This is a genomic window from Sulfurimonas sp. ST-25 (genome assembly GCF_048079205.1).
Lineage (GTDB): Bacteria > Campylobacterota > Campylobacteria > Campylobacterales > Sulfurimonadaceae > Thiomicrolovo > Thiomicrolovo sulfuroxydans.
In genome coordinates this window covers 1,165,813-1,190,933 of sequence record NZ_CP182225.1, presented here as the reverse complement: position 1 = coordinate 1,190,933, position 25,121 = coordinate 1,165,813, and the positions used below count along the sequence as shown (strand labels likewise).

Genomic DNA, 25,121 nt, shown 5'->3' with positions numbered 1-25,121 from the left:
CTCCTTCAGGGAAAACGTTGGTCAGGAGAGACGGTCGCGGTAGGTTTCGTAGCCGAACTGCTTGACGATCTCCATCTGGCCGTTTTGCCGCAGGATGGCCAGTGAAGGAAGCTGCACGCCGTTGAAGGTCGTGTTTTTGACGAAGGTGTAGTGGATCTGATCCTCGAAAACGATCTGGTCCCCTACTTGCAGCGGCGCATCGAAGGCGTAGTCCCCCATGATGTCCCCCGCCAGGCAGGTATTGCCGCCGAGACGGTAGGTATAAGGTTTTTCCCCGGTCTCGGCAGCATCGCGCACCTCGGCGCGGTACGGCATGGCCAGGGTGTCGGGCATATGCGCCTCGGCGGAGATGTCGAGGATGGCGATGTCCATCCCGTTATGCACGATATCGAGCACCGTCGCGACCAGCGGTCCGGTCTGCCACCCGACCGCTTCGCCCGGTTCCAGGTAGACCGTGATCCCGTTGTGGCGCTCGCGGAAAGCGCGTATCACCTCGATCAGGCGCTCGACGTCGTAATCAGCCCGCGTGATGTGGTGCCCCCCGCCGAAATTGATGTACTCGAGCCCGTCGATATAAGTGCCGAACTTCGCTTCGAAGGCTTCGAGGACCCCTTCAAGGGCATCGACGTTCTGTTCACACAACGCATGGAAATTCAGCCCGTCGAGTTTTGGAAGCTGTGCCGCGTCAAAGTTGGCCGCCGTCGTTCCCAGACGGCTGTAAAGCCCACAGGGGTTGTAGAGGTCGACCGGCGACGAGGAGTATTCCGGGTTGACGCGCAGGGAGACGGAAATGCCCGGGTTGACGCTTTTGACACGATCATAGAAACGCGCCAGCTGGTCCGGGGAGTTGAAGACGATATGGTCGGAGATCGCCGCGATCTCATCGATATCCCGCTCTTTATAGGCGGGGGAGTAGGTATGCACCTCTTTGTTCATCTTCTCCCGCGCCAGCTTTGCTTCGTGCAGGCCGCTGGCGGTGCACCCCTGCAGGTAACGTCCGACAAGGTCGAAGGTCGACCACATCGCAAAGCCTTTGAGCGCCAGGATGATCTTCGCGCCGCTCTCGCGCTGGACGCGATCGAGCAGCGCGAGGTTCGCTGCGAGACGCACCTCTTCACAAATATAAACCGGTGTTTCAACGTCATAATACTTTTTCATCGTGTTACTTTTCGATATAATCCCGTCCATGCAAAAATTCATACTGGGTGTCGCGGCCATCGCGCTTGCTTTCACCCTCTATACACTCTACGATATTATAACCTCTTCCCCCGCCGAAAATGAACCTGTCGAGGCCCCGAACGGGACCGAAACGGTCACGGCCAACCCCGTGCTGTACCCGGAGCCTACGCTGAGTGCCCGCGAGAGAAAAGACCGGTTTATCCGCCAGATCCTCCCCGCGGTGCAGGCGGTCAAAGCCGAACTCGATGCCGAATACGCCCGGGCGAAAATGCTGATAAACAAACCCGGGCGCACGACTGCGGAAGAGGCGTGGCTCCAGGAGCAGATGCAGCGCTACAACGTTGCCGGATACCCCTGTCTGCTGCGCAGTATGCATACGCACCCGGTCAGCCTCGTTATCGCACAGGCAGCGCTGGAGACCGGATGGGGAAGCTCGCGTTTCTTCAAGGTGGCCAATAACGTTTTCGGGATCTGGTCGTATAACAAGCATGAGCCCAGGATCGCCGCCTCGGAGCAGCGCGGCACCAAGACGATCTATGTGAAGAAGTTCGCCACCCTCAACGACGCGATCCGCGGCTATTTCAAGATGATCGGCAAAGGATACGCCTACAGCGGCTTCCGGCGCGCACGCTACCAAACCGACAACCCCTTCGAGCTGCTGCGCCACCTGCGCCGCTACTCGGAGCTGCGCGACGAATATGTCGCCCGCCTCTATTACGTCATGAAAGCCAACAAGCTCTACACCTACGATACGCCCTCCTACGCGCCGATCGCGCTGGTCGATATCGTTCCGGAGTATGTGGCGCAGAAAATGGAGGAAGCCGAGAAGAAAAAAGCCTCTGAACAGCAGATGTGCGCGCTCAATGAAGTCAAAGTGGAGGGAGAGGAGAGGGAACCGGTCCCCTGCGAGGAGGAGCCGGAGACGAACCTTACGCGTCCAGCTCCTGGACTTTCCACGGTAAGCCCTGCGCGTTCATTTCGTCCATAAACGGGTCGGGGTCGAACTGTTCCATATTCCAGACCCCCTTCTCATACCACTTTTTCTCCAGCATCAGTTTCGCGCCGATCATCGCAGGGACGCCCGTCGTATAGGAAACGCCCTGTGATTTAACCTCGGCATAGCACGCCTCGTGATCTTTCACCTGGTAGATGTAGACTTTGCGTTTCTTGCCGTCTTTGAGCCCTTCGGCGACGATGCCGATGTTCGTCTTGCCCTTGGTACGCGGCCCCAGGGACGCGGGATCGGGCAGCAGGGTACGGAGGAACTCGATCGGGACGATCTTCTGCCCCTGGTGCTCCACCGGTTCTATTCCCAGCATCCCGACGTTCTCCAGACACTTCATGTGGGTCAGGTAGCTCTCGCCGAAGGTCATAAAGAAGCGGATGCGCTTAAGCCCCTTGATGTGCTTGACAAGCGACTCCATCTCTTCATGGTAGAGCAGATAGCTCTCTTTTGGCCCGATTTCCGGGTAGTCCCAGCTCATATGGATCTGCATCGGATCCGTCTCGATCCACTCGCCCTCTTCCCAGTAGCGCCCCTTCGCGCTCACTTCGCGGAGGTTGATCTCCGGGTTGAAGTTCGTCGCAAAAGGGTAGCCGTGATCGCCGGCATTGCAGTCAAGGATGTCGATGGTGTGGATCTCGTCGAAGTAGTGTTTCTGGGCGTAGGCGCAGAAGACGTTGGTCGCACCCGGGTCGAAGCCGCTGCCCAGCAGACCCATGATCCCCGCCTGTTTGAATGCCGCGTCGCGGGCCCACTGCTCCTTGTACTCGAACTTCGCTTCGTCCGGATGCTCGTAGTTCGCCGTATCCAGGTAGTCGACGCCCGTCAGGGTACAGGCATCCATGATAGAGAGGTCCTGATAGGGAAGCGCCACGTTGATGACGATGTCGGCCTTGACCTTTTTGATGAGGGCAGCCGTCTCTTCGACGCTGTCCGCATTGACCTGCTCAATCGCGACGGCACCGTCCGGGAGTTCGTCCGCAATCGCCTTGCAGCTCTCAAGTCTGCGGCTCGCCAGGACAATCTTTGTAAACGTTTCGCTGTTCATAACGCACTTGTGCGTCACCACGCGGCCGACGCCGCCCGCACCGATAATCAATACAGTAGCCATTCTTCTACCTCGTCAATAAATTCACTTAAAATAGTAACCTATTTCCGTTTAAGCAGCCCCCGAAAACAGGCCGATTGTCGCCGGACCGTAATCTTGCTATACTGTCTTAAATCGTGCAGAAAGGAGCGGCATGCCGTCATTCATCCTCTGGGTGGAAGCGTTCTCCGGACTCGGGCTTTTTCTCTTCGGGATGCTCTTCCTGGAGAGTCAGATCCGCCAGTCCGCCGGCCATGCCTTCAGAAGCATCGTCCAGCGCGCGACCGGTACGCCTCTGCGCAGCCTGATGACGGGGCTGGGCGCGACGGCCATCTTTCAGAGCTCCTCCGTCGTCACCCTGATGGCGCTGTCGCTCGTCGGGGCACAGCTGATGAGCCTCGGTGGGGCGATCGCCGTCGTTTTCGGCGCGAATCTCGGCACCACCGTCACGGCATGGATCGTGGCCCTGGTGGGGTTCAAACTCGACATCCGTCTGCTCTCGTACCTGCTGATCGGCATCGGGGGGCTTGGCAGCGTGCTCGTCTCCTCGGACAGCCGCTGGAAAAAACATTTCGGCGTCATGGTCGGCTTCGGGCTGCTTTTTCTGGGCCTTGAAGGGATGAAAGGGAGCTTCGGCGGCTTTGCGGAGACCTTTGACCTGACGGCATTTCAGACCTGGCACCCCTACTGGTTCGTGCTGATCGGCTTCGCCCTTACCGCCCTGATCCAGTCCAGCTCCGCCGCCATCGCCATCGCCCAGAGCGCCCTTTATACCGGCATTATCGCTTTTCCTACTGCGGCAGCTTTCGTCATCGGTGCCAACCTCGGGACAACGGTCACCGCCATTCTCGGCGCCCTCGGCGGCACATCCGACAAGAAAAGAACGGCGCTGGCCCATGTCCTCTTCAATATTTCGACGGCGGCGGCGGCACTGCTGCTGATGGGCGCACTGATCTGGGGGATCGACCGCTTCGCCGCCGGCGCGGACGGCGTCGTCAAGATCGCGCTATTCCACACGCTGTTCAATCTGCTGGGCGTCCTGCTCTGGTACCCTTTTATCCCTCTGCTTGAACGTCTCTTGATGCGGACGTTCAAAAAAGAACCGCTGCAGGTGACCAAGTGGATTCACAAGGTGGCGGTCACGGTCCCGGACATGGCGATAGACGCCCTGGAAAACGAAGTGGCGACCCTGTCCCAGCGGGTCGAGGAGTTCGCCCTGCTCGCCATCGACATCTCGCCGCCCAAAGCGTTTGAAGCGGGACTTTCCGTCGACAAGCTTCTGGAAGCCCCGCCCAAGCACTTCGACATCGCTTTTGACCGGCTCTACTCGAATATCCGCCGGCATGAGGGGGAGATCTACCGCTACATCATCCTGCTCGCCCCGAACTGCCCCCAACAGGAGCAGCAGGTGCAGCTCCTGGCACTGCAGCGTACCATCGCCTACCTGGCCACCGCCGCCAAGGCGATCAAAGATATGCTCTACGACATTGAACGCCTCTACGATGCCGCTTCGCCCGAGGAGCAGTCCTTCTACAAAGACCTCCGCTATCAGATCCTCAAAAGCGTCCTGGCCTATCACGCCGTCGCCCAGGGCGCCGAAGCGGAACGCGAAGTGCTGGAGGAGACCTACAGGCGGGTGGCCAACTCCTACAAAAACAGCATGGAGGTGATCGAAGCCATCGCCAAAAACCCTGCGATCCCTTCGGAAATGACGACGATCACCGTCAATGCCCTGCACCTGGTCAAGAGCTTTACGAAGTCCCTGCGCAACGCCTTGCCCAAGGGGCCTCTTCTTAATCAATCATGACCTATAATGGTAGGATTAAACTTTGATACAAGAGCAAACCAAATGAAGCAGGATAAACAGGTTATCGGCTGGCGTGAACAGGTTGGACTCCCGGCACTGGGCGTCGACGCCGTCAACTGTAAAATCGACACCGGGGCCAAAACGTCCGCCCTCCATGCCTTTTACGTCGAAGCCTTCGAGCGTGAAGGCAAAAAGATGGTGCGGTTCGGACTGCACCCGAATCAAAACGACACGGAGACGGTCGTCGAGTGCGTTGCCGAACTCTTTGATGTGCGCACCGTCAGCGATTCGGGCGGTCACCGGGAGGAGCGCTACGTCATCCTGACGCCGATCCGTATCGGAAATGAGACCTTTGACGCCGAGATCACCCTCACCAACCGCGACACGATGGTGTTCCGAATGCTGCTTGGCCGCCGCGCCATGGAAAAACGTTTCGTAGTCGATCCCGATGCCTCTTATCTTACCGGGGAGCCCGCCGAATGAAAATTGCCATTCTATCACGCAACAGAAACCTCTACTCGACCCGCCGTCTTGTCGAAGCGGCCCAGGAGCGCGGACACGAGGTCGAGGTCATCGACACCCTGCGCTGCTATATGAACATCACCTCCGACCGCCCATCGATGCACTACAAGGGTGAAGACCTCTTGGGGTTTGACGCCGTCATCCCCCGCATCGGCGCCTCGATCACCTTCTACGGGACGGCGGTACTGCGCCAGTTCGAGGTGATGGGACTGCACCCGCTGAACGACTCCATCGCCATCAGCCGTGCCCGCGACAAACTGCGCTCCATGCAGCTGCTGGCGCGCAAAGGGGTCGGCATGCCCGTCACCGGCTTCGCCCGCAATCCCGACGACATCGAAGATGTGCTCAATATGGTCGGAGGTGCGCCGGTCGTGATCAAACTCCTCGAAGGGACCCAGGGAATCGGCGTCGTCCTGGCCGAAACGAAAAAGGCCGCCGAGAGCGTCATCCAGGCCTTCATGGGACTCAACGCCAACATCATGGTCCAGGAGTTCATCAAGGAGGCGGGCGGCGCGGACATCCGCTGCCTTGTCATCGGCGACAGGGTCGTTGCCGCGATGAAACGCCAGGGGCCCGAGGGGGAGTTCCGCTCCAACCTGCACCGCGGCGGCAGCGCCAAAGTGATCAAGATCACCCCCGACGAACGCGCGGCCGCCGTTGCCGCCGCCAAAGCGATGGGGCTGCAGGTCTGCGGCGTCGATATGCTCCGTTCCAAACGCGGCCCGCTCATCATGGAAGTCAACTCCTCCCCCGGGCTCAAGGGCATCGAAAGCGCCTCCGGCAAAGACATCGCCGGTCTCATTATCCAGCACCTTGAAAAGGCCAGCAGCAAGCCCCGCGCCAAAAAGCCGAGGCTTTCACCAATGTAAAGGGGATGACGCCATGTTCGAGATAGCAGGTATTACCGTCGCCAGGGGGGAGCGCAAAGTCATTCCCATTCCCCTGCCCGCCCTCTACTCCGAAAAACGGATCGATATGCCGGTCGAGGTCGTACGGGGAAAGCGCAAGGGTCCGACCCTGTTTGTCAGTGCAACCGTGCACGGGGATGAACTCAACGGTATCGAGATCATCCGCCGCCTGCTGCAGCTCCCCCAGCTCGCCAAACTCCGCGGCACCATCGTGGCCGTCCCCGTCGTCAACCCCTACGGTCTGATCCAGCATTCGCGCTATCTCCCCGACCGACGCGATCTCAACCGCTCCTTCCCCGGCATGCAGAAAGGGAGTCTCGCCTCCAGGGTCGCTAAGATCTTCATGGACGAGATCGTCGACAAATCCGACGCGGGAATCGACCTGCATACCGGCGCCGTCCACCGCTCGAACTTCCCGCAGGTGCGGGCCAACCTTGAAGATGAGACGACGCTGGCAATGGCCGAGGCGTTCCGTGCGCCTGTCCTGATGCACTCCGCGCTGCGCGACGGTTCGCTGCGTGAAGCAGCCGTGGAAAAGGGTGTGCCTATTCTGCTCTACGAAGGGGGTGAGGCGCTGCGCTACGACGAGCTCTCCATCCGCACCGGGCTGAAGGGGATCGTCCACGTCATGCGCCATCTGGGTATGCTGCCGAAAACCACCTATACCCCCAAAAAGCTGCCGACCGTCACCGTCAACAGCAGCAAATGGCTCCGATCGCCCCAAAGCGGGCTGATGCGCAGTTTCAAAGGTCCGGGAAGTTTCGTCAAAGAGGGTGAACTGCTCGCGCAGATCGACGTGCCGCTGCAGCAGGAGGTGATCGAGGTGTATGCCGAATTTGACGGGATCATCATCGGACGGCTGGAGACGCCGCTGGTCTACGAAGGGGATGCAATCTTCCATATCGCCACCAAGGAAAAGGCCCACTCCATTTCCCACCTGGAGGCCCTGGAAGCCCTGGACGAAAGCGCCGTCGGCGAAGCGATGCCTTCCCTGTTGCAGGACCCGCCGCTGATATAGCCAGGCCATTGCGGCAGGTGCCCTTGACGCTTTTTCTTTCTTAGATGCTCACAAATAGAGGTCGGTAAGCAGCGCTAGCATCTTCTTGACGGATTCTGTCCGGACCGTCTCCGAGACGGTATGATACCCGGTCGTCGGCAGCTGCAGGGTCGTCCCCTGGAGCGTCCCCTCCGCGGCCAGCCGCCCCATCTCCGTACTCCCCAGCGACGCCGCCGTTCCTCCCGACGCCATCAGCTTGGCGTTTTGCGCCTCGATATAGCGGTCTTTGAAACCATAGCGGATGCCGAGACGTTCGCAACGCGCGGCGATCTCCTCCGTAAACGCCTTGTTGAAAGAAGCGTTCGCATCCCGGTAGCGCAGCACAAGGTCCTGCGCATCGGCCGTTTCGCGGTCAGGGAAAGGACTGGTATCCAGGACCAGGAGCCGGTCGGTCTCCCCGTCGAAACGGCGGTACCACTCCAGCACGAAACGCCAGCTTTTGCCCGCCTCCTCCTGTGCCGTAAAAAAGGCTGTACCTTCGTACCCACAGCGGTAGAGGTGCAGGATCAGCGCCGCGCTGATAACGTTGTCAAGCTGGGCAGAGAGCATGCCGTCGTTCATCCGGAGCGAATCGACATAGGCGACCGGCGTCCCCGGCAGCAGGTACTCCAGCCCCCTGACCTCAAAGATCAGGTTGTTACGCCTCGGGCAGATGTAGGCCTTCTCGATATTGCCCAGCCCGATGTATGTACCCGACCAGGGCTGATAGGCCTGGACCGCCTGCCCCGCAAAACGCTCCGAGATCGTATTCATCGTCTGTTCCGCCACCGAATTGCCGATCAGGTCCGCGCGGTTCTGGGTCAGGAACGCCGCGTACTGGAACTCGTTCGGACCCGTACAGATCAGACCGTGGCGGTCGATGTGCGCCGACAGCGCTCCCGCTTCGGGCCGCTTGCCCTGCGCAAAAAGCACCCCTTCATAAAGGGTCGTTTCAATCCCGAGTTCATCGAGTTCGCGTTTAAGCGTCAGAAAGAAGGGGTGCTCCGCCCCGACGACGGAGGGGCGGCGGACAAGGTACTTCAGGGTGTCGAGGAATTCGCTGAACGCCGTGCCGCTCATGATGTCAGTCCTTTTCCGTGCTGGTCCATCAGGTTCAACTCCTGCCGTCCGGAGAAGCAGACCTTCGGGTCCGGTGTGAGAATAAGGCTGTCGTCACGCCCTTCATAATCGACCTGCCGCAGCAGGAGCTTCATCGTCTCGAGCCGCGCCTTGTGCTTGTCGCTGGATCGGATGACGTGCCAGGGAGCCGCCGCGTGATCGGTCACGGTCAGCATCTGGTACTTCATCTGCGTGAACTGCTCCCACATGCTCTGCGCCTGCATGTCGATCTCGCTGAGTTTCCAGCGGCGCAGCGGATCACTCCGGCGCTGTTCGAAACGCAGGGCCTGCTTCTGCTTACTAACGCTGAAATAGAGTTTGACGAGGAGCGTCCCCTCCTCCGTCAGCGCCTGTTCGAACGGCACGACGTGCTTGAGGAAAAGCGCATGTTCGCGCGGGGTGCAGAACCCGAAGACCGGCTCGACCATCGCCCGGTTGTACCAGCTGCGGTCAAAGAGGACCAGTTCCCCGAAATGGGGGAAGTGTTTGATGTAGCGCTGGAAATACCACTGCGATCGCTCCTCCTCCGTCGGTTTACCCAGGGCGACGATGCGGTAGTGCTTCGGATTCATGAAACGGCTGACGCTGCCGATTGTCGTCCCTTTGCCCGCGGCGTCACGCCCCTCGAAAAGCACCATCATCTTCAACCGGTTACGTTCGATATGCTGCTGAAGCTTGATCAGTTCCGCCTGGTAAGGTGCGAGCGCCAGGTTCTCCGCGTGGATGCGAAGCGCTTCATCCTGCTGCTTCGGTGTCAGGCCGTACGTTTGCATTGTCTCCCCCGGACGTTATTCGAGATAGTTCATGCTGTAAAGCACGCGCTCATGGGCATCCCGCGTCTGTTTTTGACGGTCCACCGTCTCCAGCCGCCCCCGAAGCCCCATGCCGTTGGCGATCTGGATCGCCAGGCCCGGCCGGGCATTGAGTTCCAACAGCAGCGCACCGTCGTTCTTGTCAAAAACGATGTCGGCCCCCAGGTAGCCCAGGCCCGTCATCTCATAGCACGATGACGCCATCGACAGCACCGCTTCCCACTGGGGGACCTGAAGGTGGGCGAAATCGTGATGGGTATCGGGGTGATGCGTGACGGGGCGGTCGTGGATAACCGCCGAAAGCGCCGAACCGTCTTTCAGGCTCAATCCGACGCCGACGGCCCCCTGGTGCAGGTTCGCTTTCCCGTCGCTCTCCTTGGTCGGACAGCGCATCATCGCCATCACCGGGTAGCCCCGGTAGACGATGATGCGGATGTCCGGCACCCCTTCGAAACTGTAATTGGCAAACATCGGGTCGAAGGCGACGACTTTTTCGATGATCGCCGTATCGTACCGGCCGCCCAGCGAGTAAAGGCCGCTGAGGACATTGGAGAAGTGTTTGCGCAGGTCCGACAGTGAGAGCGCATCGCCACTGGCTTTGATAAAGGTATCGCCTTCGCGGTGGGTGATGACGACGATCCCCTTCCCGCCGCTGCCGTAATCGGGTTTGACGACAAAGCTCTCATAGGGGGCGAGGATGTTATGAAGGTCGCGCAGCTGGGACTGGCGTTCAATGGTCGCATACAGTTCCGTCACCGGTACCCCCGAAGCGGTGGCCAGCTCTTTTGTCATCAGCTTGTTATCGACCATCGGGTAGAGTTTGCGGGGATTATAGCGGCCGATCAGTTCGATATTGCGGTAGTTCATCCCGATGATGCCTTTGCGCCGCAGCGCACCGAAGGTCACCAGTTTCATCGCCCGGCCATCGGTGCGAAACGCACCAGTTCGGAAAGACGGTAGCCGGTGTAGCGGCCGATCAGGATGACCATGGCCAGGACGAGCAGCTGCAGTTCGGGGAAGGTGAATGTCAGGTGGCGCACAAAGTCGTTATCCATCGCAAAAGAGGCGGCGATCGCTACGATCAGTGAACCGCCGACCTGGGTCAGCGCTTCCCGCGCCCCGCTCTCCTCCCAGAGGATCGACATCCGCTCGATCGTCCAGGAGAGGATGATCATCGGGAAGAAGGTGATCTTGAGCACTTCGTCGATACCGAGTTTGAAACTGATGATACTCATGATCGACATGATGCTGATCACGACGATGATGACGGCGGATATCCTCGCCACCAGCAGCAGCTGGAGCCGGGAGAGGTAGCTGCGTACGATCAGGCCGCTCGCGACGATGACGAAGAACATCGCCAGGCCGCTGAGCAGCGTCGTCTGGATGAAGGCGAGGGCAAACAGGACGGGCATGAAGGTCCCCATGGTGCGGATCCCGATCAGGATACGGAAGATGACGACCACCAGCGCGCCGATCGGGATCAGCAGCAACTGCTTGAAGGCGTTTTGCTGTGAGCTCGGCAGGGTGTAGAGCGAGAAGTTCAGAAAATCGTTCCCCTGCCGCAGCATTTCGCGCTTGCTGAGCATCGAGGCCGCCACTTTCGCCTCGCTGACCGAGAAGCGCAGCCGCGCTTTGGCAATCCCCTTGGTCGTCATCATTGCCCGGTTGCCGAGCGACCAGACGAAGAAGTTCTCCGGCAGCGTGATCTGCCCCGACTTGAAGCTGAAATAGCCCGTCTCGTCCGTCCCTTTGACCTCCAGCAGGGTCACGGCCCGCCGTTTTTTCTGCCCGTCCTCGAGCATAATGCCGCGCACCTTGCGGAAGGGAACCTTTTCCCGTGCCAGCAGTGCCATGACCAGAGAAGCTGTCGTCTCGTTCTTCTTCGCCAGGAGCTCTTTGACCGCATCGGTCGGCATTTCGGTGTTGAACATATCGATTAGCTGTGCCGCCAGGGAGATCCCATCGGCCGAATGCTCCCGGGCGAAGTTGAGGATCCCCGCCGCCGCGGCTTGTTCCGATGCATCCCAGAACTGCGTGTCGTCGTATGCGGGGGTCGTGTCCCACATATCCTTGCGTTCCTGGGGCTCGTAGAGCGGCTCGGGCGTGACCCTTACCTTATAAAAAAGCTTGCTCTTGTCGTCAAACTGCCGTTTCGTCCAGTGCAGCAGTTCTCCGTCCTGCATGGAGGCGGTCGTCATGCCGAACTCGCCGGCCTCCCCCTCCCGCTCAAGGATCTTCATGCCCGGCTGCTGCGACGGGAGGCGCAGCGAGACCGACGCGGCACTGCCGGTACCTTCCAGGTCCACCTCCGCCGTGACCGTAAAGACGGATCGCTTGTCATGGGGCGTAACAGGAACACCCAGGTACACCACCTTGTACCAGGAGACGAAGAGCCCCGCCATCGCCAGCAGCATGGCGATCATCAATACCTGAAAACGTGACGATATCACGGTGTTTCCACCAGCTCTTTGATATATTTTCGGCTGACATCGACGATGAAGTGATCATGCAGGAAATTGACCCCGATGAGGATCTTGTATTTGAAGTTGCTCCGGTCGGTCAGGGTCACCTCGACCGCCTGGGTCACGTCACTGAGGGTGAGTTTGAGCATTACAACCGCCCGGCGCTGCGAGGGGGCGCCGTGCTGCTTGATTTTGACAAAACGGACGACCTTGGCACGGATCGGTTTTCCGTTCACGTTGAACAGGGCCCAGTCCTGGCCGTCTTCATTGATGATCTGGAGCTCTTCTGCGCCGATGGAGGTCGTATTGGCACCGGTGTCGATCCTGCCGTCGAGGACAAAGCCACCCGGTTCGACAAACACCTTCTCCACCTTCCCGATCACCTGTTTCGTGCCGATCTCGCCCGCGTCCGCCTCTTCGTCGCTCCAGCTCACTTCGGCCGGTGTTTCGACGACAGGGGGCTGCTGCGCGGCCGTCTCCACAGCCGCCAGCGCACTGAACGCCACTAAACATAAGATCGCCAGGAAGGTCCGTTTCTTCAAAATACGCCGCTCACTTTCGTAGCCAAAAAGGCATTTTTGGTTTAGATTGTAACAGAGAAAGGTGACTATGACAACTGTGACAGCAGCGTATTGAGGTCGCCGAGCACGTTGATCGATGCGATCCTGCCGTTACGGAAATGGAAAAAAGAGGCGCCGGAGAAGCTGACCCTGTTGCCCGAAGCCGGATGCCCGAAAAGCGCACCTTCATGCTTGCCCGTATAGGAGACGTATGCAGCAGCCCTCTCATTTTCGACGACGGTGATCTCGACGGCGTGGTAAAGGGCCGGAAACGCCCGTGTCACCATCTCAGCATAGTCTTTGAAGCCCGCCAGGCCGTTCGCTTCGATTCCCAGCGATCCCCTGAAACGGACATCGGGGTCCAACAGCACATCAGCCTGGGAGAAATCCTTATCATTCCACATCGCATAATAGTGTTCGAGCAACTGCCGCGGTTCCATCACGCGCTCACTCATCATCGAAACGGTGTTTGTGGGGGAAGCGTTCAACCGGCGCGAAATCGTCCTCGTCGTCCTCCCAGGTTTCATCGTTCTCAAAATCATACGTAAAGATGCGCTCGTATCCCCGTTTTTCCAGCTCTTCGTCAAGGGTTTCGGGGGCGTACCCCTTCGTTTTGCAAACCGCAAGGATCGAAGCGGCATCCGCTTCCTCCACACCGTTCAACTTCATTTCCATTTCGATATCAGAAATCGTCATTTCGACCTCAAATAGTAAAGCGCCAAGGGGCGCCGAACACGGGCTGCTACCCGACTATGACCGCGCGCAGCGGCCAAAACAAAAATAAGTGCAAACCAGAAATTATACTCCTTTTTTTGCAAAAACAGCGCTATAATTTAGACACTCATTGCATTGCCCTATGCCAAATAGACAGCCGTACAGCCGGGAGGAGAAAGCGCATGATGAAACAGATAGTTTGGGGAGCGTGCCTACTGTTTGCGGCACTTTCAGCGCAAGCCGAAGAGAGAGACCCGATGGAAGTATGCGACGAAAGGAACGACGCCTGCGTCGCGAAGTGTGACGGAATGGAAAACGCCTCCTCGTCGTGTTACGACACCTGCGATACCGCCTACCGGCGCTGCCTCGACATCGCCAACGGATACACCCCGGAACTCCCCGGCGCGTATGCGGCGGATGCCAATGCGAGTGCGAAAAAGGCTCAGAAGTAAAAAGCGATCAGCAGGGTGCTGATCCAGATGGCGCCGGTCATCACGAGCGAAACGAACACCAGTGCCGCCCCCGCATCCTTGGCGCGTTTGGCCAGTTCATGGTATTCGAGCGTCACCAGGTCCACGACGCGCTCCACCGCGCTGTTGGCCAGTTCCGCCAGGAGCGGGATAAAGAGAGAAATGCTCAAAATTGCGCTGTAAAGCGGGCTGATCGGCAGCAGCCAGGCAAAGGTGCCCATGCCGAAAAAGAGCAGCAGCTGCAGTTTGAAAGAGCTCTCGTTGCGAATCACCTCGATGAGGCCGCTCAGGGCATAGCGCGTATTTTTAAAGAGGGTGTATTCCGGTTTATTGAGCAATCGAATCCTTTAACTGCATGACCGCGTCGCGGACCGAATCCGCGCTGCTGGCAAGGGGCATCGGGGCACCGAAGACGACCGTCACCGTGCGCCGCAGCGAACGCCGCGGGCCGGTATGGCTCTTTCGGGTATAGGACCATCGGCTGCCGCACATCCCGTCGATGTAAAACGGCACGATTTCCCCCCCGTGACTCTGAGACGCTATTATCTCAAATCCCCTATAAAACTTTTCTATCTCGCAGCGCCGGCTGATGCCCCCTTCGGGAAAAATAGCCACGGCTTCTCCTGCGTTTAACGATGATATCGCCTCTTTGAACGCCTGCTTCGACGCCTTGGGGGAGACGGGGATCGTCCGTCCCAGCCGGAACATCCACCCCAGCGCTTTCCACTCGTAGATGGCGCGCTCCATCATGTAGCGCAGCAGACGGCGGCGCAGCGCGATCTGCACCAGCAGCCAGTCCAGCCAGCTGACATGGTTGCCCAGCAGCAGCACAGGCCCGGACGGCGGAACGTGTTCCCGTCCCTCGGCCCGGACGCGGTAGCGCAGCGACACCAGTAGCGCGGCCACCGTCCAGAGCAGCAGCAGCACGCCCTTGCGCATCCTCACCCCTCGTTTCCGGAAAGCGAGGTACTCCACCCCAGGTAGTGTCCGTGGGCCTCGAGTGCGGTTTCGATCAGCGGCCGGGTGACCTCCTCAAGCACTTCGGGGGTACAGGCGTGCGTGCGTTCGTACATAAGTCCATGGGGATAGAGCCCCTCCTCTTCCAGGTCCGTCTCGATACGCACACCCTCTTCGGCCAGAGCCACCGCCGCGCGCTGCATCGCCGTGCGCGTCTGGAAAAAGAGGTAATGCTCCACCGGGCGTTCACAGGAGAGGTCATCGCCGGCCGCTGAGAGTTCCGCAATGATCTCGGCGCTTTTGGCCTGCTGAAGCTCAAAGGGATCGGGTACGAGAACGTCATGATAAAAGGCGTGATGGGTATCCCGGGTCGCCCCGTATTCTATCTGGCCGTAGCCGTGCTGCTTGAAAAGATCCCGGAACTGCTGCTCCGCCCCCTTGCTCCAGGCGGCATAGTAGTAGAGCTCCGCCCACCCCTCCTGCAGGCGCATGCCCGCATACAGGGCGCCGTTACGCAGTTCGAGCCGATCGTTCAGTTCCGTCTTGATCGCATCGAGGACACGGCGTTCCTCTTCGCTGCACCCGCCCGCCGCGTTCGGCGATTTGAGCGGTGCAAAGCTCCAGAGCATCCAGACCGTATCGTCGCTTTGGGGCTCAAAATCGAGGTTTGCCTCGATCGTGACCGGGGTATTTTCTTCATTTGTCGTCGTGTAGGTAACGTTCATGCACTGCCCTTGGTATAATGGCGCTATTTTAACAAAGATTGGGGAAGGAACAGATGGAGAGCATTATCGCGGTCACGGTTTTTTATCTGCTCCTCGAAGGGTTCGAGGTCGCCTGGCAGAAGGCGCCGACGATGCTGGAGATGCTCATACGGATCCGGCGCCGCTATGACAGAAGCATCTTCTACTTTCTTCTGCTGCACCCCACCTACTACTTTGCCATCTGGCTGATCCTGGAGACGCGGATGGCGCTGCCCGCCGTCATGCTCCTCTTTATCAAAACGGTCGATATCGCGACAAAGATCGTCCTGATGCAGCAGGTATTTGAAAAGAGGGAGGTCTCCGCACCGCTGCAGGAGATGCTCATTATGCCGCTGGGGAAATGGATGCCGTATGCCGGCTTCGCCGTCTACCCGCCGCTGGTGCTGTGGGCGATCCTTTAAAAGGTCAACGCTCCCTTATCTCTTTGAGCGCTTCGGCGATCTTCGCCTTCTGCTCTTCGGAAAGTGACTGGGATTCGAGTTTCTCCATCAGCGATTCGCTGAGTTTGTCCATTCGCGCATTGTCATCGCGCTGGGCACGCCCGATCCGCCGTACAATAAGGTAAAAAAGTCCCGCCGTCACGATTAGCAGCAGCGCGGCGGCACTCAGCATCAGCCCCTCTACGGACATGGCCCCTCCATTGTTTTCTAGATAGTATAGCGCAATGGCGGGGCCGAATCAATCGCTACAGCAGCGATTCGTAACGGGCGTCTGTCAGGATTTTGAGGAAGGCGACGATGGCATCCTCCTCCTCGTCGCTCAGCCCCAGGTTGCCGAGCTCGTCGATGTTGATCGTTTCGGGCACCTCCGGCGTGCGCCACGGCAGTCCTGTCTCCGGGTTGAGCGCGCCGGTCACGTCACGGGTATTGTAGAAATGCACCACCGCTTTGAGGGTCTTGAAGACGCCGTTATGCATGTAGGGTCCCGTTACCGCGATGTTGCGCAGCGTCGCCACCTTGAACGCGCCGTCGAGGGAGGGATCGCCCGTCGTTCCCCCCAGACCGAGGTCGCGGTAATCCGCCACGGCGCTCAGCGGGTTGTTCGGGTTGCTGCGGACCGCTTCATTGACGGGGACCCCCAGGTTGTCGAAGGTCGCATCTGTAAAGAGGGCCGGCGTGCCGCCCGTCCCGACGTTGGGATGGCAGGCCGCGCAGTTGCCTTTGTCGGCGCGCACGAACATCTCCAGCCCCGTACGCTCCAGCTCGGTAAGATCCGCCTCCCCTTTGAGCCAGCGGTCGTATTTCGAATCAAAGGGTGCGAAGACGTCGCTCTTCTCAAAGGTGGCGATAGCCTCCCCGATCGCGTCGTAGGCCACGGCATCGTCGTCGAAGACACTGTCGCCGTAGAGTGCTTCGAGTTCCGTGACGTAAGCAGGGTTCGCCCTGACCCGCGCCACGACACTGCTGAAATCGGGCATCTGCATCTCGACCGGGTTCAAAAACGGCCCCTTCGCCTGCGCTTTAAGGTCTGCCGCCCGGCCGTCGTGGAACTGGCCGCCCAGCCAGAGGCCGCCGCTCCCTTCGCCCTCGCCCGCCTCGTCGTCAAAATGAAACGCCGGGAAGAACGCCGCGTACATCGCGGACGGCGCGTTGCGGTCGCCGATGGAAACATTGTCGTCACCGATGGAGACGGCACCGAAATCGTTCTGAGCCGTTGCCGTACGCGCTTCGCTGAAAGCGCGTCCCGCGTCATGGCAGGAGGCGCAGGCCTGATTCCCCGTGTTTGAGAGGTTCGTATCATTGAAAAACGCCTCGCCGAGCGCTACCCTCTGCGGATCGAGACCGCTCTTGTTCGATTCGTTACAGCCGCCGAGCAGCACCAGTAGGATTCCGAGTCCCGTAAACGTTCCTATTTTCATCTTGACTCCATTATTGATAATCATAATCGTTTTGATAGTATGCAAAAGATATTCTTCAAAGAAGCTTTAATTTGATAGTGATTATCGATAATGTTATTATAAATGTAACAATTTTGTCATGGATTGGAGGAATAAGAGGGAAAAAGAGGCGCCGGAGCGCCAACGCTATTCGTTGCGCAGCACCGTCAGGACATCGACCTCGCTCGCTTTCTTCGCCGGGTACCACGAAGAGAGTACAACGATGGCAAAGGCCCCGCCGAGGATGGAGAGGAAATCCTGCCAGGAGAGGTCCAGCGCCAGGCGGGCCGTCGGGTAGACGTGTTTGGGCAGCGTGATGATGTCGAAGGTCTGCAGCACCCATACACCCGAAAGCCCGAGAATGGCCCCGGTAACAATCCCCCCGATGCCGATGACGACACCGAGTTTCAAAAAGAGCTTCTTGATCTGCGCCGGGGAGGCCCCCAGGGAGATCAGCAGCGCGATCTCGCTGCGGCGATTCATCACCGTCATCAGCAGCGAAGAGATGATGTTGACGGCTGCGATCAGGATGATAAGCATCAGCACGATGAAGAGCGAACGTTTTTCCAGCTCCAGCGCCGCGAAGAAGTTGACGTTGTCTTCCCACCACCCCTTGATGCGCACGCCTTCGGGCAGGACTGAACGCACCTCCTCTATCACCTTCTGGGGATCGTCGGTCATAATGTGGATGCCGTCATAGACGTTATCGGGCAGGTGCATGATCGTCTGCAGCGAGTGCAGATCGGTGTAGCTGTAGGCCTTGTCATAGGCGCTCAGACCCGAATCGAAACTGCCGGCGATGACGAAACGCTTGAGCTTCGGCGTCACCGCCAGCCCGCCCGGTTCGATCTGGGTGAAGATGTACATCAGCCGGTCCCCTTCGCCGAGGGCAAACGCTTCGAGCAGCGCTTCGCCGACAAGGACCTTGAAGTTCCCTTCCGGCAGCGTCTCGAGCCCCTTCGCAACGACCGGGTTAACCTCCCGTTCGGCCTTGAAGTCCACCCCGAAGAGGTAGCCCCCCTCCAGCTGCGAGCCGCTGCGGGCAATAACGGAAGCGGCGACATAGGGGCTGAACTTCAGCTGCGGGAACTCCTGTTCGAGCTGCATCAAAAGCTCGCTGTTCACGCTGCCGTAAAAGCGCGGCACGATGGTGAGCGGGTAGTTCATGATCGTGAGTTTTTTCTTGAACTCGTTGTCGAAACCGTTCATCAGCGCCATGGCGATGATGAGGACCATGACGCCGAGCATGATGCCCAGGAAGGCGAGCATCGCGGAGAGGAAGATGAAGGGCTGCTCCCGGTCAAACCGCAGAAAGCGGCGCAACAGGTAGTTCGTCAGGCCGCGCTGCTTTTTCAAGAGGCAAACGCCCCCTTCTTCGGTCCGCTCTGTCCGCAGCAGTTCTTGTATTTTTTACCGCTGCCGCAGGGACAGGGGTCGTTGCGGGCCGGTTTTTTCGCGGAGGGGGCGTCTGCGGCTTCGTCGCTTTCACGGTTGAGCTGCATCTGCATCTCTTTTTGCTTTCGTTCGATCTCCTGCGCACGGGCGAAGGCCTCGGCCTCCTCTTCCGGCGAACGGAGCTGGAAGCGGATGATCTGCAGGGTCTTGATCGTGTCGTACTTGATCGTCTCGATCAGCTCCGTAAAGAGGTTGAAGCTCTCTTTTTTGTACTCGACGAGCGGGTCTTTCTGGTTGTACGCGCGCAGGCGGATACCCGTTTTCATCGTATCCATGCGGTAGAGGTGTTCGCGCCACGCTGTGTCGAGGGTCTTGAGGTAGATCTCGCGCTCGATGTCGCGGCGGACCGACTCGTCCACGACGGCCATCTTCGTATCATACGCCTCTTTGATCTCTGTATTGAGCTTCTCGGAGAGCTCTTCGAAATCGAGCCCTTCGAAGGCACCGTCCTCCGCGACGAAATGGAGCTCCTCCTGGAGCAGTTTCACGAGTTTCTCGAGGTCGAACTCCTCCCGGCCGCCGCCTTCGTAGATCTCGCACTCCGTCAGCGCCCGCGCCACGTACGCCTCGCGGATCTCGTTGACCTTGATGCCGATGTCGAATTCCGGGTCGAGCAGCTGGTTGCGGAAACGGTAAACGATCTTGCGCTGTTCGTTGGCGACGTCATCATACTCGACGATCTGCTTCCGCCCTTCGAAGTGGAGGTTCTCGACCTTCTTCTGCGCCTTCTCGACGGCACGGGTAACCATTTTCGACTCGATATACTCGCCGTCTTCGACGCCGAGGCGCTCCATGATCGTTTTGATCTTGTCCGAGCCGAAGATGCGCAGCAGATTGTCCTCGAGGCTCAGGTAGAACTGGCTGACCCCCGGGTCGCCCTGGCGGCCGGAACGGCCGCGCAACTGGTTGTCGATACGGCGGTTCTCGTGGCGCTCCGTCCCGATGATGTAGAGGCCACCCATCGCTTTGATCTCGTCGCTGACCTTGATGTCAACCCCGCGTCCGGCCATATTGGTCGCAATCGTGACCGCGCCTTTATCGCCGGCACTCTTGATGATCTCACCCTCCTGGGCGTGGTTCTTCGCATTGAGAACGGTATGGGCGATCTTCTCGCGCTTCAGCAGCTCGTGCAGCACTTCGGACTTCTCGATGGAGGCCGTACCCACGAGGACCGGCTGCCCTTTGGCATTGAGCTCCTTGATCTTCTCGATGGACGCCTGGAACTTCTCGAGCTCGGTCTTGTAGATAAGGTCGTTGAGGTCTTCACGGACGACCGGGACGTTTGTCGGGATGGAGACGACGTCGAGGCGGTAGATCTGGGCGAACTCCGTCGCCTCCGTCTGCGCTGTACCGGTCATCCCCGCCAGCTTGTCGTACATGCGGAAGTAGTTCTGGAAGGTGATGTCCGCGAGGGTCTGTGACTCCTCCTTGATCTGCACGCGCTCTTTGGCCTCGAGGGCCTGGTGCAGCCCCTCGGAGTAGCGGCGCCCTTCGGAAAGGCGGCCAGTGAATTCGTCGACGATGACGACTTCGCCGTCCTTGACGACATAATCGACGTCGATCTCGAAGATGTAGTTGGCCTTGAGCGCCTGGTCGAGGTGGTGCGACAGGGCGGAATTCTCCAGGCTGTAGAGGTTGTCGACGGCGAAGAGCTCTTCGGCCTTGGCGATACCCTCTTCGGTGATGAGGACGAGGCGGTCTTTTTCGTCAACGGTAAAGTGGGTCTCTTTCGAGAGCTGCTTGGCGATCTCATCGGCGCGGACGTAGTTGTCAAGGGTGCGGTTGGTCGGGCCGGAGATGATCAGCGGGGTCCGCGCCTCGTCGATAAGAATGGAGTCCACTTCATCGACGATGACGAAATGGTGGCCACGCTGCACCATCTGTTCGCGGGAAAAGCTCATGTTGTCACGCAGGTAGTCGAACCCGAACTCGTTGTTCGTCCCGTAGGTAATGTCGGCGGCGTAGTGGGCACGTTTGACCTGCGGGTCGTATTCGCCCTCAAGGACCGTACCGACCTCGTAGCCCAGGAACCCGTACAGCGGCGTAAGCTCCGTGGCGTCGCGCTGCGCGAGGTAGTCGTTGACCGTGACGACGTGGACGCCTTTGCCCGTCATCGCGTTAAGCGCGACAGGAAGGGAGGCAACGAGGGTCTTACCCTCCCCCGTTTTCATCTCAGCAATGCGTCCCTCGTGCAGGACCATACCGCCGACCATCTGGACGTCGAAGTGACGCATTCCCAGGGTACGTTTGGCTGCTTCGCGTGTGATGGCAAAGGAGTCGGGAAGGACCTCTTCGAGGCTCTTCTCTTCGGCGCGCACGGCCATTTTCAGTTCTTCGAAAGCAGCCTGCAGTGCCGCATCGTCCATCGCTTCATATGTCGCTTCGAGCGCATTGATCTTTTTGAGTGCCCGTTTGTAGCGTTTCAGCTCCCGGTCGTTCTTGGTGCCGAACACCTTGCCCATCATCGTCTGCAGCATCTTTTCCCTAGTTCCGGGCACCGGCAGTGCCCCTTTTTTTGCGCTGATTATAACTAAGCGAAGGTATCGTTTCTATAAAGGTTTCGTAAAGGGGTGTCCGGTCACCATTTTTGGTTACAATTGCGCAAAAAAGGTTTCAAATGAAAACAATTTTTCTGCTGCTCGCCGCTTTTAGCGCCCTTTTCGGGTTTACCGACTCCATCCGTTCTTTCAGCGCGGATTTTACCCAGCAGATCGTCGACGATACGAACAAGACCATCACCTACGAGGGGCATGTCGACGCGACGCGCCCGGACAAGGCACACTGGCACTACTTCAAGCCCGTCGAGAAGAGCGTCTTCGTCATCGGCCACAAAGTCACCATCATCGAACCGGAGCTCGAGCAGGCCATCGTCAAGACCTTCCGCGACGAGATCGACCTCTTCAAGATCCTCGCCAAGGCCGTGAAGCTCGACGACGAAACCTACCTGGCGACCCACAAGTCCCAGCAGTTCACTATCAAGATCCGCGACGACATCCCGTTGGCGATCTCCTACAACGACCCTTTCGAGAACAGTGTCCAGATCCGCTTCTCAAACCAGAAGATCAACCGCAACCTCGACGACGCCCTCTTCGCGCCGGAGATCCCGCCCTATTACGACCTGCTCCGGGAGTGATCAGCCCCGCGCCATCCCCTTCTTCGTCTTCGATGTCGCGACCGCCTCGTAGGGGTCTTCGGGCCAGTAGTGTTTCTTGTACCGGCCCCGCAGTTCCTTGCGCACCTCGGCATATCCCTCCCGCCAGAACGACGCCAGATCCTTCGTCACCTGTACCGGCCGCTGGGCCGGGCTGAGCAGGTGCAGCATCAGCGGCACGCTACCCTCCAGTACCGTCGGCGTACGCTCCCAGCCGAAAACCTCCTGCAGGCGCACGGCAAGCACCGGCTGCACCGGGTCTGCGTAGTCGATGCGGATGGTCGAACCGCTGGGCACCGTTACCGTCTCCGGTGCCAGCGCATCCAGTTTCTGTAATGCGTCCCAGCCCAGCAGCGCAGAGAGGATCGAATGCATATCGAGCTTCTGCAGCCCCTTGAGGTCGCGGACACCCTCCAGGTAGGGCAACAGCCAGTGCTCCAGTGTCTCCAGCAGTGTGTCGTCATCCATGGCGGCAAACGTCTCCGGCATGTGGCGGTTGACGAAGTTGACCCGTTCACGGAGCGACATGCTCTTTCTTGCCCACGGCAAGACGGAAAGTCCGCTCTGTTGCAGGCCCTCAAGCACGCCCTTGGCGACTAGTTCCTGCGAAGGGCTGTCAATGCGTGACTGTTCCAGCGTCAAGGCACCGAGGCGCCGCAGCCGGAGTGCCTCGACGCGACCCGACTCGTCGTTCCACGCGACTTGTTCCTCCGTCGCAATGGCATCGCCGAACCACGCTTCCAGTTCCGACTGCGATAATGCGGCGGCATGGAAGATGCGCAGCGGCTCCCCCTGCCCGCCTGCATCGGCGACGGCAAGGTAATCGTCATGCAGGAACAGAGTCGCATCGCCCAGCACCGCCCCCTTGCCGTTGGCCAGCAAAAAGCGCTCCGACCCCTGACTGCGGCGTTTGGCAATGCGGTCGGGATACGCCAGCGCCGCGAGTACCCCCGCCGTATCGGTTTTCACCCCGCTGCCCCGTTCGCAGCCCGTGCGCTTTTTGAGCAGGTTCACGGCATGGCGCAGCAGGTTGCCGCTCTCACCCGTCTGCAGCACACGGTCCAGCCACCCCATGCCTTCGGACAGGTCCGTACCGCTGAAACCCGTCCGCTCCTGCAGCAGGGTCGCGAGCAGAACCGCCTCGTACCCGAGTCCCTCCGCCTTGGCCCGCAGCAGCATGTGGGCCAGGCGCGGATGCAGCCCAAGCGCCAGCGCCGCTTCGCCGTGCGGCGTGATGCGGCCGGAAACATCTGCCATATTAAGTGATATTAATAATAAGGATGCCTCTTCTACCGCATGCATTGGCGGCCTGTCGACCCAATTCAGTTCATCGACGCCGGCACCCCAGTTGGCGAGTTCCAGCATCAAGGGTGCCAGGTCGCTCTGCACGATTTCGGGCCGCGCATGCGGCACCAGCGGCTTATTCTCATGCCAGAGCCGGTAGCAGACCCCTTCTTGCGTCCGGCCCGCCCGTCCCGCGCGCTGCACGGCGGAGTCCTGCGTGATCATGCGCGTGCGCATCCGGTTCATGCCAGAGGCCGCATCGTACTCCACGAAACGCTCCAGCCCGCTGTCGACGACGATGCGTACGCCGTCAATCGTCAGGGAAGTTTCGGCGATGTTCGTCGCGAGGACGACCTTGCGTTTACCTTCGGGGGCGGGGGCGATGGCATGCTGCTGCGCCGCTTTGGAGAGATCGCCGTACAGCGGCGCAATCACAATGTTGCTTGCCGTCCCACCCTGCAGCGCACGCTCGACGGCATTGATCTCTTTGACACCGGGCAGAAAGACAAGGATGCTCCCCTGCTCCTCATTGAGTGCGCTCATGATCGTCTCCGCCGTCAGCGATGCTACGCTCTTCGCCTCGGGCAGCTTCCGCCGGATATCGAGGTAACGGTACGCTACGGGATAGCAGCGCCCTTCGCTGGTCACGACGGCGGCATCGGGCAGCACGCCCTTCAACGCTTCGGCATTCAGCGTCGCCGACATCACCACGAGCTTCAGGTCGTCACGCAGCAGGGATTGCGACTGCAAGGAGAGCGCCAGTCCCAGGTCGGCATGGATGGAGCGCTCATGAAACTCATCGAAAAGGAGCACCCCCACCTCCTCCAGCGCCGGGTCGCTCTGCAGCATCCGCGTCAGGATCCCTTCGGTGACAACCTCTATCCGCGTTGCTGCCGAGACTTTCGTCTCCTGTCGGATGCGGTACCCCACCCGCTCTCCGACCGCCTCGCCAAGCAGTTCCGCCATCCGAAGTGCCGCGTTGCGCGCCGCGAGCCGCCGCGGCTCGAGCATAACGACCTTCTTGCCTTCCAGCCACGCCGCTTCGAGCAGTTCCAGCGGCACAACGGTCGTTTTACCTGCACCCGGAGGGGCCTGCAGGATAAGCTGGTTGTTGTCGAAAAGCGCCTGCCCTATTTCGGGCAGGACTGCATGGATGGGAAGTTCGGGTACCATGGTTGGAATTATAACGGTTCCGCCGACCGCCCAGAAGTAAAAAGTGAAAAAAATTCCATCGGGACAGGGAGGACGGATAAAAGCATCAAAAGATTTGTGTACGGTCTGTCCCGCTCTTCATTTCACCTACGCCGTTTCATCCTGCATGCTTCTCAGCCCCTCCGGGTCGGTAATGACGATCTTCCGCGCGCGCACCTCGACCCATCCCCGCGCTTTGAAGCGCCGCACGATACGCGAGACCGTTTCGGGCGTCAGGCCGATCTCGGACGCGATCTGCTTCTGGGTCGTCTCGGAAAGCACGTCGGCATGCTCCAGCAGGTAGCGTGCCAGGCGGGTCTGCGCGTCGTCGACCGTGGTGCGCCGGATCACCGCTTCGAGCTGCTTGATCTTGCGCGTCAGCGACCGGATGATGCCCAGCGCCACATCCGGTCGGTTCAGAAAGCGACTTTTGAAAGCCCCGAAATCGATCTCGTAGAGCGTCACGTCCGTTTCGCAGCGCGCTGTCGCCGGATAGGGGATGTTTTCGAAATGTGCCGCTTCGGCTACCAGGTCGTCAGCACGGAAATGGGCCAGGACGATCTCGTTGCCTGCCGTGTCGTGCTTGACGACCTTTACCACTCCCGATGCGATGAGGCGGAGTTTTCCCGGGTACTCCCCGGCGTAAAAAAGCGTGCTCCCAGCGCTGTGCGATTTCACCCGGCTGATTTCCCGCAGCTGTGCCAGGTCATCCCCTTCCAGCCGGTTGAACAGATAGCAGTGTTCCAGTCCCATGCCCCCTCCAA

The 25,121-nt window shown here is 59.5% G+C and carries 26 protein-coding genes; 8 read left to right on the top strand and 18 right to left on the bottom strand.

Annotated elements, in window-relative coordinates:
• Window positions 1-21 precede the first annotated feature (21 nt).
• Window positions 22-1,158: a carboxynorspermidine decarboxylase gene (gene nspC, locus ACM66T_RS06085; protein ID WP_231021143.1), complete on the bottom strand. Its 1,137-nt coding sequence runs from the start codon at window positions 1,156-1,158 to the stop codon at window positions 22-24.
• 28 nt (window positions 1,159-1,186) lie between these two features.
• Between nspC and ACM66T_RS06080 the strand changes: the two genes are divergently transcribed.
• Window positions 1,187-2,167 carry a glucosaminidase domain-containing protein gene (locus tag ACM66T_RS06080; RefSeq protein ID WP_231021142.1) on the top strand — a complete coding sequence of 327 codons (981 nt, stop codon included), beginning with the start codon at window positions 1,187-1,189 and terminating at the stop codon, window positions 2,165-2,167.
• Here ACM66T_RS06080 and ACM66T_RS06075 read toward each other — a convergent pair.
• Window positions 2,109-3,293, bottom strand: a complete 1,185-nt coding sequence (locus ACM66T_RS06075; RefSeq protein ID WP_231021141.1) for a saccharopine dehydrogenase family protein — start codon at window positions 3,291-3,293, stop codon at window positions 2,109-2,111. The genes ACM66T_RS06080 and ACM66T_RS06075 overlap by 59 nt on opposite strands.
• 130 nt (window positions 3,294-3,423) lie before the next feature.
• Between ACM66T_RS06075 and ACM66T_RS06070 the strand changes: the two genes are divergently transcribed.
• The 4 genes from ACM66T_RS06070 to ACM66T_RS06055 are packed head-to-tail and all read left to right on the top strand — an operon-like array spanning window position 3,424 to window position 7,524.
• Window positions 3,424-5,076 (top strand): Na/Pi cotransporter family protein, encoded by a 1,653-nt coding sequence (locus tag ACM66T_RS06070; RefSeq protein WP_231021140.1) that lies wholly within the window; start codon window positions 3,424-3,426, stop codon window positions 5,074-5,076.
• 42 nt (window positions 5,077-5,118) lie between these two features.
• Window positions 5,119-5,559, top strand: coding sequence for an ATP-dependent zinc protease (locus tag ACM66T_RS06065; RefSeq protein WP_416768897.1), 441 nt, complete (start codon window positions 5,119-5,121; stop codon window positions 5,557-5,559).
• Window positions 5,556-6,467, top strand: coding sequence for a 30S ribosomal protein S6--L-glutamate ligase (rimK, locus tag ACM66T_RS06060; protein ID WP_231021138.1), 912 nt, complete (start codon window positions 5,556-5,558; stop codon window positions 6,465-6,467). Before ACM66T_RS06065 ends, rimK begins: the two co-directional genes overlap by 4 nt.
• 13 nt (window positions 6,468-6,480) lie before the next feature.
• Window positions 6,481-7,524 carry a succinylglutamate desuccinylase/aspartoacylase family protein gene (locus ACM66T_RS06055; protein WP_231021137.1) on the top strand — a complete coding sequence of 348 codons (1,044 nt, stop codon included), beginning with the start codon at window positions 6,481-6,483 and terminating at the stop codon, window positions 7,522-7,524.
• Window positions 7,525-7,572: 48 nt separating this feature from the next.
• Here the strand turns inward: ACM66T_RS06055 and ACM66T_RS06050 are convergent, their stop codons facing one another.
• From ACM66T_RS06050 to ACM66T_RS06020, 7 genes are all read right to left on the bottom strand, one after another.
• Window positions 7,573-8,622: a peptidase M42 gene (locus tag ACM66T_RS06050; RefSeq protein WP_231021136.1), complete on the bottom strand. Its 1,050-nt coding sequence runs from the start codon at window positions 8,620-8,622 to the stop codon at window positions 7,573-7,575.
• Window positions 8,619-9,434 (bottom strand): polyphosphate kinase 2, encoded by an 816-nt coding sequence (ppk2, locus tag ACM66T_RS06045; protein WP_231021135.1) that lies wholly within the window; start codon window positions 9,432-9,434, stop codon window positions 8,619-8,621. Before ppk2 ends, ACM66T_RS06050 begins: the two co-directional genes overlap by 4 nt.
• A gap of 15 nt (window positions 9,435-9,449) precedes the next feature.
• The gene (locus ACM66T_RS06040; protein ID WP_231021134.1) at window positions 9,450-10,388 is read right to left on the bottom strand and encodes an alpha-L-glutamate ligase-like protein; all 939 of its coding nucleotides are present in this window, start codon (window positions 10,386-10,388) and stop codon (window positions 9,450-9,452) included.
• Window positions 10,385-11,923 (bottom strand): UUP1 family membrane protein, encoded by a 1,539-nt coding sequence (locus tag ACM66T_RS06035; protein ID WP_231021133.1) that lies wholly within the window; start codon window positions 11,921-11,923, stop codon window positions 10,385-10,387. Before ACM66T_RS06035 ends, ACM66T_RS06040 begins: the two co-directional genes overlap by 4 nt.
• Complete coding sequence (locus tag ACM66T_RS06030; protein ID WP_231021132.1) at window positions 11,920-12,477, bottom strand: ATP-dependent zinc protease; 558 nt, start codon at window positions 12,475-12,477, stop codon at window positions 11,920-11,922. Before ACM66T_RS06030 ends, ACM66T_RS06035 begins: the two co-directional genes overlap by 4 nt.
• A gap of 65 nt (window positions 12,478-12,542) precedes the next feature.
• Entirely contained in the window at window positions 12,543-12,950 is a 408-nt protein-coding gene (locus ACM66T_RS06025; RefSeq protein ID WP_231021131.1) for an ester cyclase, read from the bottom strand.
• Window positions 12,943-13,170, bottom strand: a complete 228-nt coding sequence (locus tag ACM66T_RS06020; RefSeq protein WP_231021130.1) for a hypothetical protein — start codon at window positions 13,168-13,170, stop codon at window positions 12,943-12,945. Before ACM66T_RS06020 ends, ACM66T_RS06025 begins: the two co-directional genes overlap by 8 nt.
• Window positions 13,171-13,394: 224 nt before the next feature.
• Here ACM66T_RS06020 and ACM66T_RS06015 point away from each other — a divergent pair, with 224 nt between their 5' ends.
• Window positions 13,395-13,661, top strand: a complete 267-nt coding sequence (locus tag ACM66T_RS06015) for a hypothetical protein (RefSeq protein ID WP_231021129.1) — start codon at window positions 13,395-13,397, stop codon at window positions 13,659-13,661.
• Here the strand turns inward: ACM66T_RS06015 and ACM66T_RS06010 are convergent.
• From ACM66T_RS06010 to ACM66T_RS06000, 3 genes are read right to left on the bottom strand one after another with little or no spacing between them, the layout of a single operon-like run.
• Window positions 13,652-14,017 carry a diacylglycerol kinase gene (locus tag ACM66T_RS06010; RefSeq protein ID WP_231021128.1) on the bottom strand — a complete coding sequence of 122 codons (366 nt, stop codon included), beginning with the start codon at window positions 14,015-14,017 and terminating at the stop codon, window positions 13,652-13,654. The genes ACM66T_RS06015 and ACM66T_RS06010 overlap by 10 nt on opposite strands.
• The gene (locus ACM66T_RS06005; RefSeq protein WP_231021127.1) at window positions 14,007-14,618 is read right to left on the bottom strand and encodes a 1-acyl-sn-glycerol-3-phosphate acyltransferase; all 612 of its coding nucleotides are present in this window, start codon (window positions 14,616-14,618) and stop codon (window positions 14,007-14,009) included. Before ACM66T_RS06005 ends, ACM66T_RS06010 begins: the two co-directional genes overlap by 11 nt.
• Window positions 14,619-14,620: 2 nt before the next feature.
• Window positions 14,621-15,361, bottom strand: a complete 741-nt coding sequence (locus ACM66T_RS06000) for a DUF695 domain-containing protein (RefSeq protein WP_416768895.1) — start codon at window positions 15,359-15,361, stop codon at window positions 14,621-14,623.
• A 53-nt stretch (window positions 15,362-15,414) separates the two neighbouring features.
• On the opposite strand from ACM66T_RS06000, the gene ACM66T_RS05995 reads away from it, so the two are divergent.
• Complete coding sequence (locus ACM66T_RS05995) at window positions 15,415-15,801, top strand: hypothetical protein (RefSeq protein WP_416768893.1); 387 nt, start codon at window positions 15,415-15,417, stop codon at window positions 15,799-15,801.
• A gap of 4 nt (window positions 15,802-15,805) precedes the next feature.
• Here ACM66T_RS05995 and ACM66T_RS05990 read toward each other — a convergent pair whose 3' ends face one another.
• The 4 genes from ACM66T_RS05990 to secA all read right to left on the bottom strand — a co-directional run bounded on the left by ACM66T_RS05990 (window position 15,806) and on the right by secA (window position 21,208).
• On the bottom strand, window positions 15,806-16,030 hold the full coding sequence (locus ACM66T_RS05990; RefSeq protein ID WP_231021124.1) for a hypothetical protein: 225 nt from the start codon (window positions 16,028-16,030) through the stop codon (window positions 15,806-15,808).
• 55 nt (window positions 16,031-16,085) lie between these two features.
• Entirely contained in the window at window positions 16,086-17,258 is a 1,173-nt protein-coding gene (locus ACM66T_RS05985) for a cytochrome-c peroxidase (protein ID WP_231021123.1), read from the bottom strand.
• A 165-nt stretch (window positions 17,259-17,423) separates the two neighbouring features.
• Window positions 17,424-18,632, bottom strand: coding sequence for an ABC transporter permease (locus tag ACM66T_RS05980; protein WP_231021122.1), 1,209 nt, complete (start codon window positions 18,630-18,632; stop codon window positions 17,424-17,426).
• Entirely contained in the window at window positions 18,629-21,208 is a 2,580-nt protein-coding gene (gene secA / locus ACM66T_RS05975; protein ID WP_416768926.1) for a preprotein translocase subunit SecA, read from the bottom strand. The genes ACM66T_RS05980 and secA overlap by 4 nt, the downstream gene beginning before the upstream one ends.
• Before the next feature lie 140 nt (window positions 21,209-21,348).
• Between secA and lolA the strand changes: the two genes are divergently transcribed.
• Window positions 21,349-21,864 carry a LolA-like outer membrane lipoprotein chaperone gene (gene lolA / locus ACM66T_RS05970; RefSeq protein WP_231021121.1) on the top strand — a complete coding sequence of 172 codons (516 nt, stop codon included), beginning with the start codon at window positions 21,349-21,351 and terminating at the stop codon, window positions 21,862-21,864.
• Here the strand turns inward: lolA and hrpB are convergent, their stop codons facing one another.
• Together hrpB and ACM66T_RS05960 are read right to left on the bottom strand one after the other, a co-directional pair.
• Complete coding sequence (gene hrpB, locus ACM66T_RS05965; RefSeq protein WP_231021120.1) at window positions 21,865-24,339, bottom strand: ATP-dependent helicase HrpB; 2,475 nt, start codon at window positions 24,337-24,339, stop codon at window positions 21,865-21,867. It abuts the gene before it with no gap.
• A gap of 126 nt (window positions 24,340-24,465) precedes the next feature.
• Entirely contained in the window at window positions 24,466-25,110 is a 645-nt protein-coding gene (locus tag ACM66T_RS05960) for a Crp/Fnr family transcriptional regulator (RefSeq protein WP_231021119.1), read from the bottom strand.
• Window positions 25,111-25,121 lie beyond the last annotated feature (11 nt).

Coding starts and splice junctions, on each gene's coding strand:
- nspC (WP_231021143.1), bottom strand. CDS start 1,158: ATGAAAAAGTATTATGACGTTGAAACACCGGTTTATATTTGTGAAGAG.
- ACM66T_RS06080 (WP_231021142.1), top strand. CDS start 1,187: ATGCAAAAATTCATACTGGGTGTCGCGGCCATCGCGCTTGCTTTCACC.
- ACM66T_RS06075 (WP_231021141.1), bottom strand. CDS start 3,293: ATGGCTACTGTATTGATTATCGGTGCGGGCGGCGTCGGCCGCGTGGTG.
- ACM66T_RS06070 (WP_231021140.1), top strand. CDS start 3,424: ATGCCGTCATTCATCCTCTGGGTGGAAGCGTTCTCCGGACTCGGGCTT.
- ACM66T_RS06065 (WP_416768897.1), top strand. CDS start 5,119: ATGAAGCAGGATAAACAGGTTATCGGCTGGCGTGAACAGGTTGGACTC.
- rimK (WP_231021138.1), top strand. CDS start 5,556: ATGAAAATTGCCATTCTATCACGCAACAGAAACCTCTACTCGACCCGC.
- ACM66T_RS06055 (WP_231021137.1), top strand. CDS start 6,481: ATGTTCGAGATAGCAGGTATTACCGTCGCCAGGGGGGAGCGCAAAGTC.
- ACM66T_RS06050 (WP_231021136.1), bottom strand. CDS start 8,622: ATGAGCGGCACGGCGTTCAGCGAATTCCTCGACACCCTGAAGTACCTT.
- ppk2 (WP_231021135.1), bottom strand. CDS start 9,434: ATGCAAACGTACGGCCTGACACCGAAGCAGCAGGATGAAGCGCTTCGC.
- ACM66T_RS06040 (WP_231021134.1), bottom strand. CDS start 10,388: ATGAAACTGGTGACCTTCGGTGCGCTGCGGCGCAAAGGCATCATCGGG.
- ACM66T_RS06025 (WP_231021131.1), bottom strand. CDS start 12,950: ATGAGTGAGCGCGTGATGGAACCGCGGCAGTTGCTCGAACACTATTAT.
- ACM66T_RS06020 (WP_231021130.1), bottom strand. CDS start 13,170: ATGGAAATGAAGTTGAACGGTGTGGAGGAAGCGGATGCCGCTTCGATC.
- ACM66T_RS06015 (WP_231021129.1), top strand. CDS start 13,395: ATGAAACAGATAGTTTGGGGAGCGTGCCTACTGTTTGCGGCACTTTCA.
- ACM66T_RS06005 (WP_231021127.1), bottom strand. CDS start 14,618: ATGCGCAAGGGCGTGCTGCTGCTGCTCTGGACGGTGGCCGCGCTACTG.
- ACM66T_RS06000 (WP_416768895.1), bottom strand. CDS start 15,361: ATGAACGTTACCTACACGACGACAAATGAAGAAAATACCCCGGTCACG.
- ACM66T_RS05995 (WP_416768893.1), top strand. CDS start 15,415: ATGGAGAGCATTATCGCGGTCACGGTTTTTTATCTGCTCCTCGAAGGG.
- ACM66T_RS05990 (WP_231021124.1), bottom strand. CDS start 16,030: ATGTCCGTAGAGGGGCTGATGCTGAGTGCCGCCGCGCTGCTGCTAATC.
- ACM66T_RS05985 (WP_231021123.1), bottom strand. CDS start 17,258: ATGAAAATAGGAACGTTTACGGGACTCGGAATCCTACTGGTGCTGCTC.
- secA (WP_416768926.1), bottom strand. CDS start 21,208: ATGCTGCAGACGATGATGGGCAAGGTGTTCGGCACCAAGAACGACCGG.
- lolA (WP_231021121.1), top strand. CDS start 21,349: ATGAAAACAATTTTTCTGCTGCTCGCCGCTTTTAGCGCCCTTTTCGGG.
- hrpB (WP_231021120.1), bottom strand. CDS start 24,339: ATGGTACCCGAACTTCCCATCCATGCAGTCCTGCCCGAAATAGGGCAG.
- ACM66T_RS05960 (WP_231021119.1), bottom strand. CDS start 25,110: ATGGGACTGGAACACTGCTATCTGTTCAACCGGCTGGAAGGGGATGAC.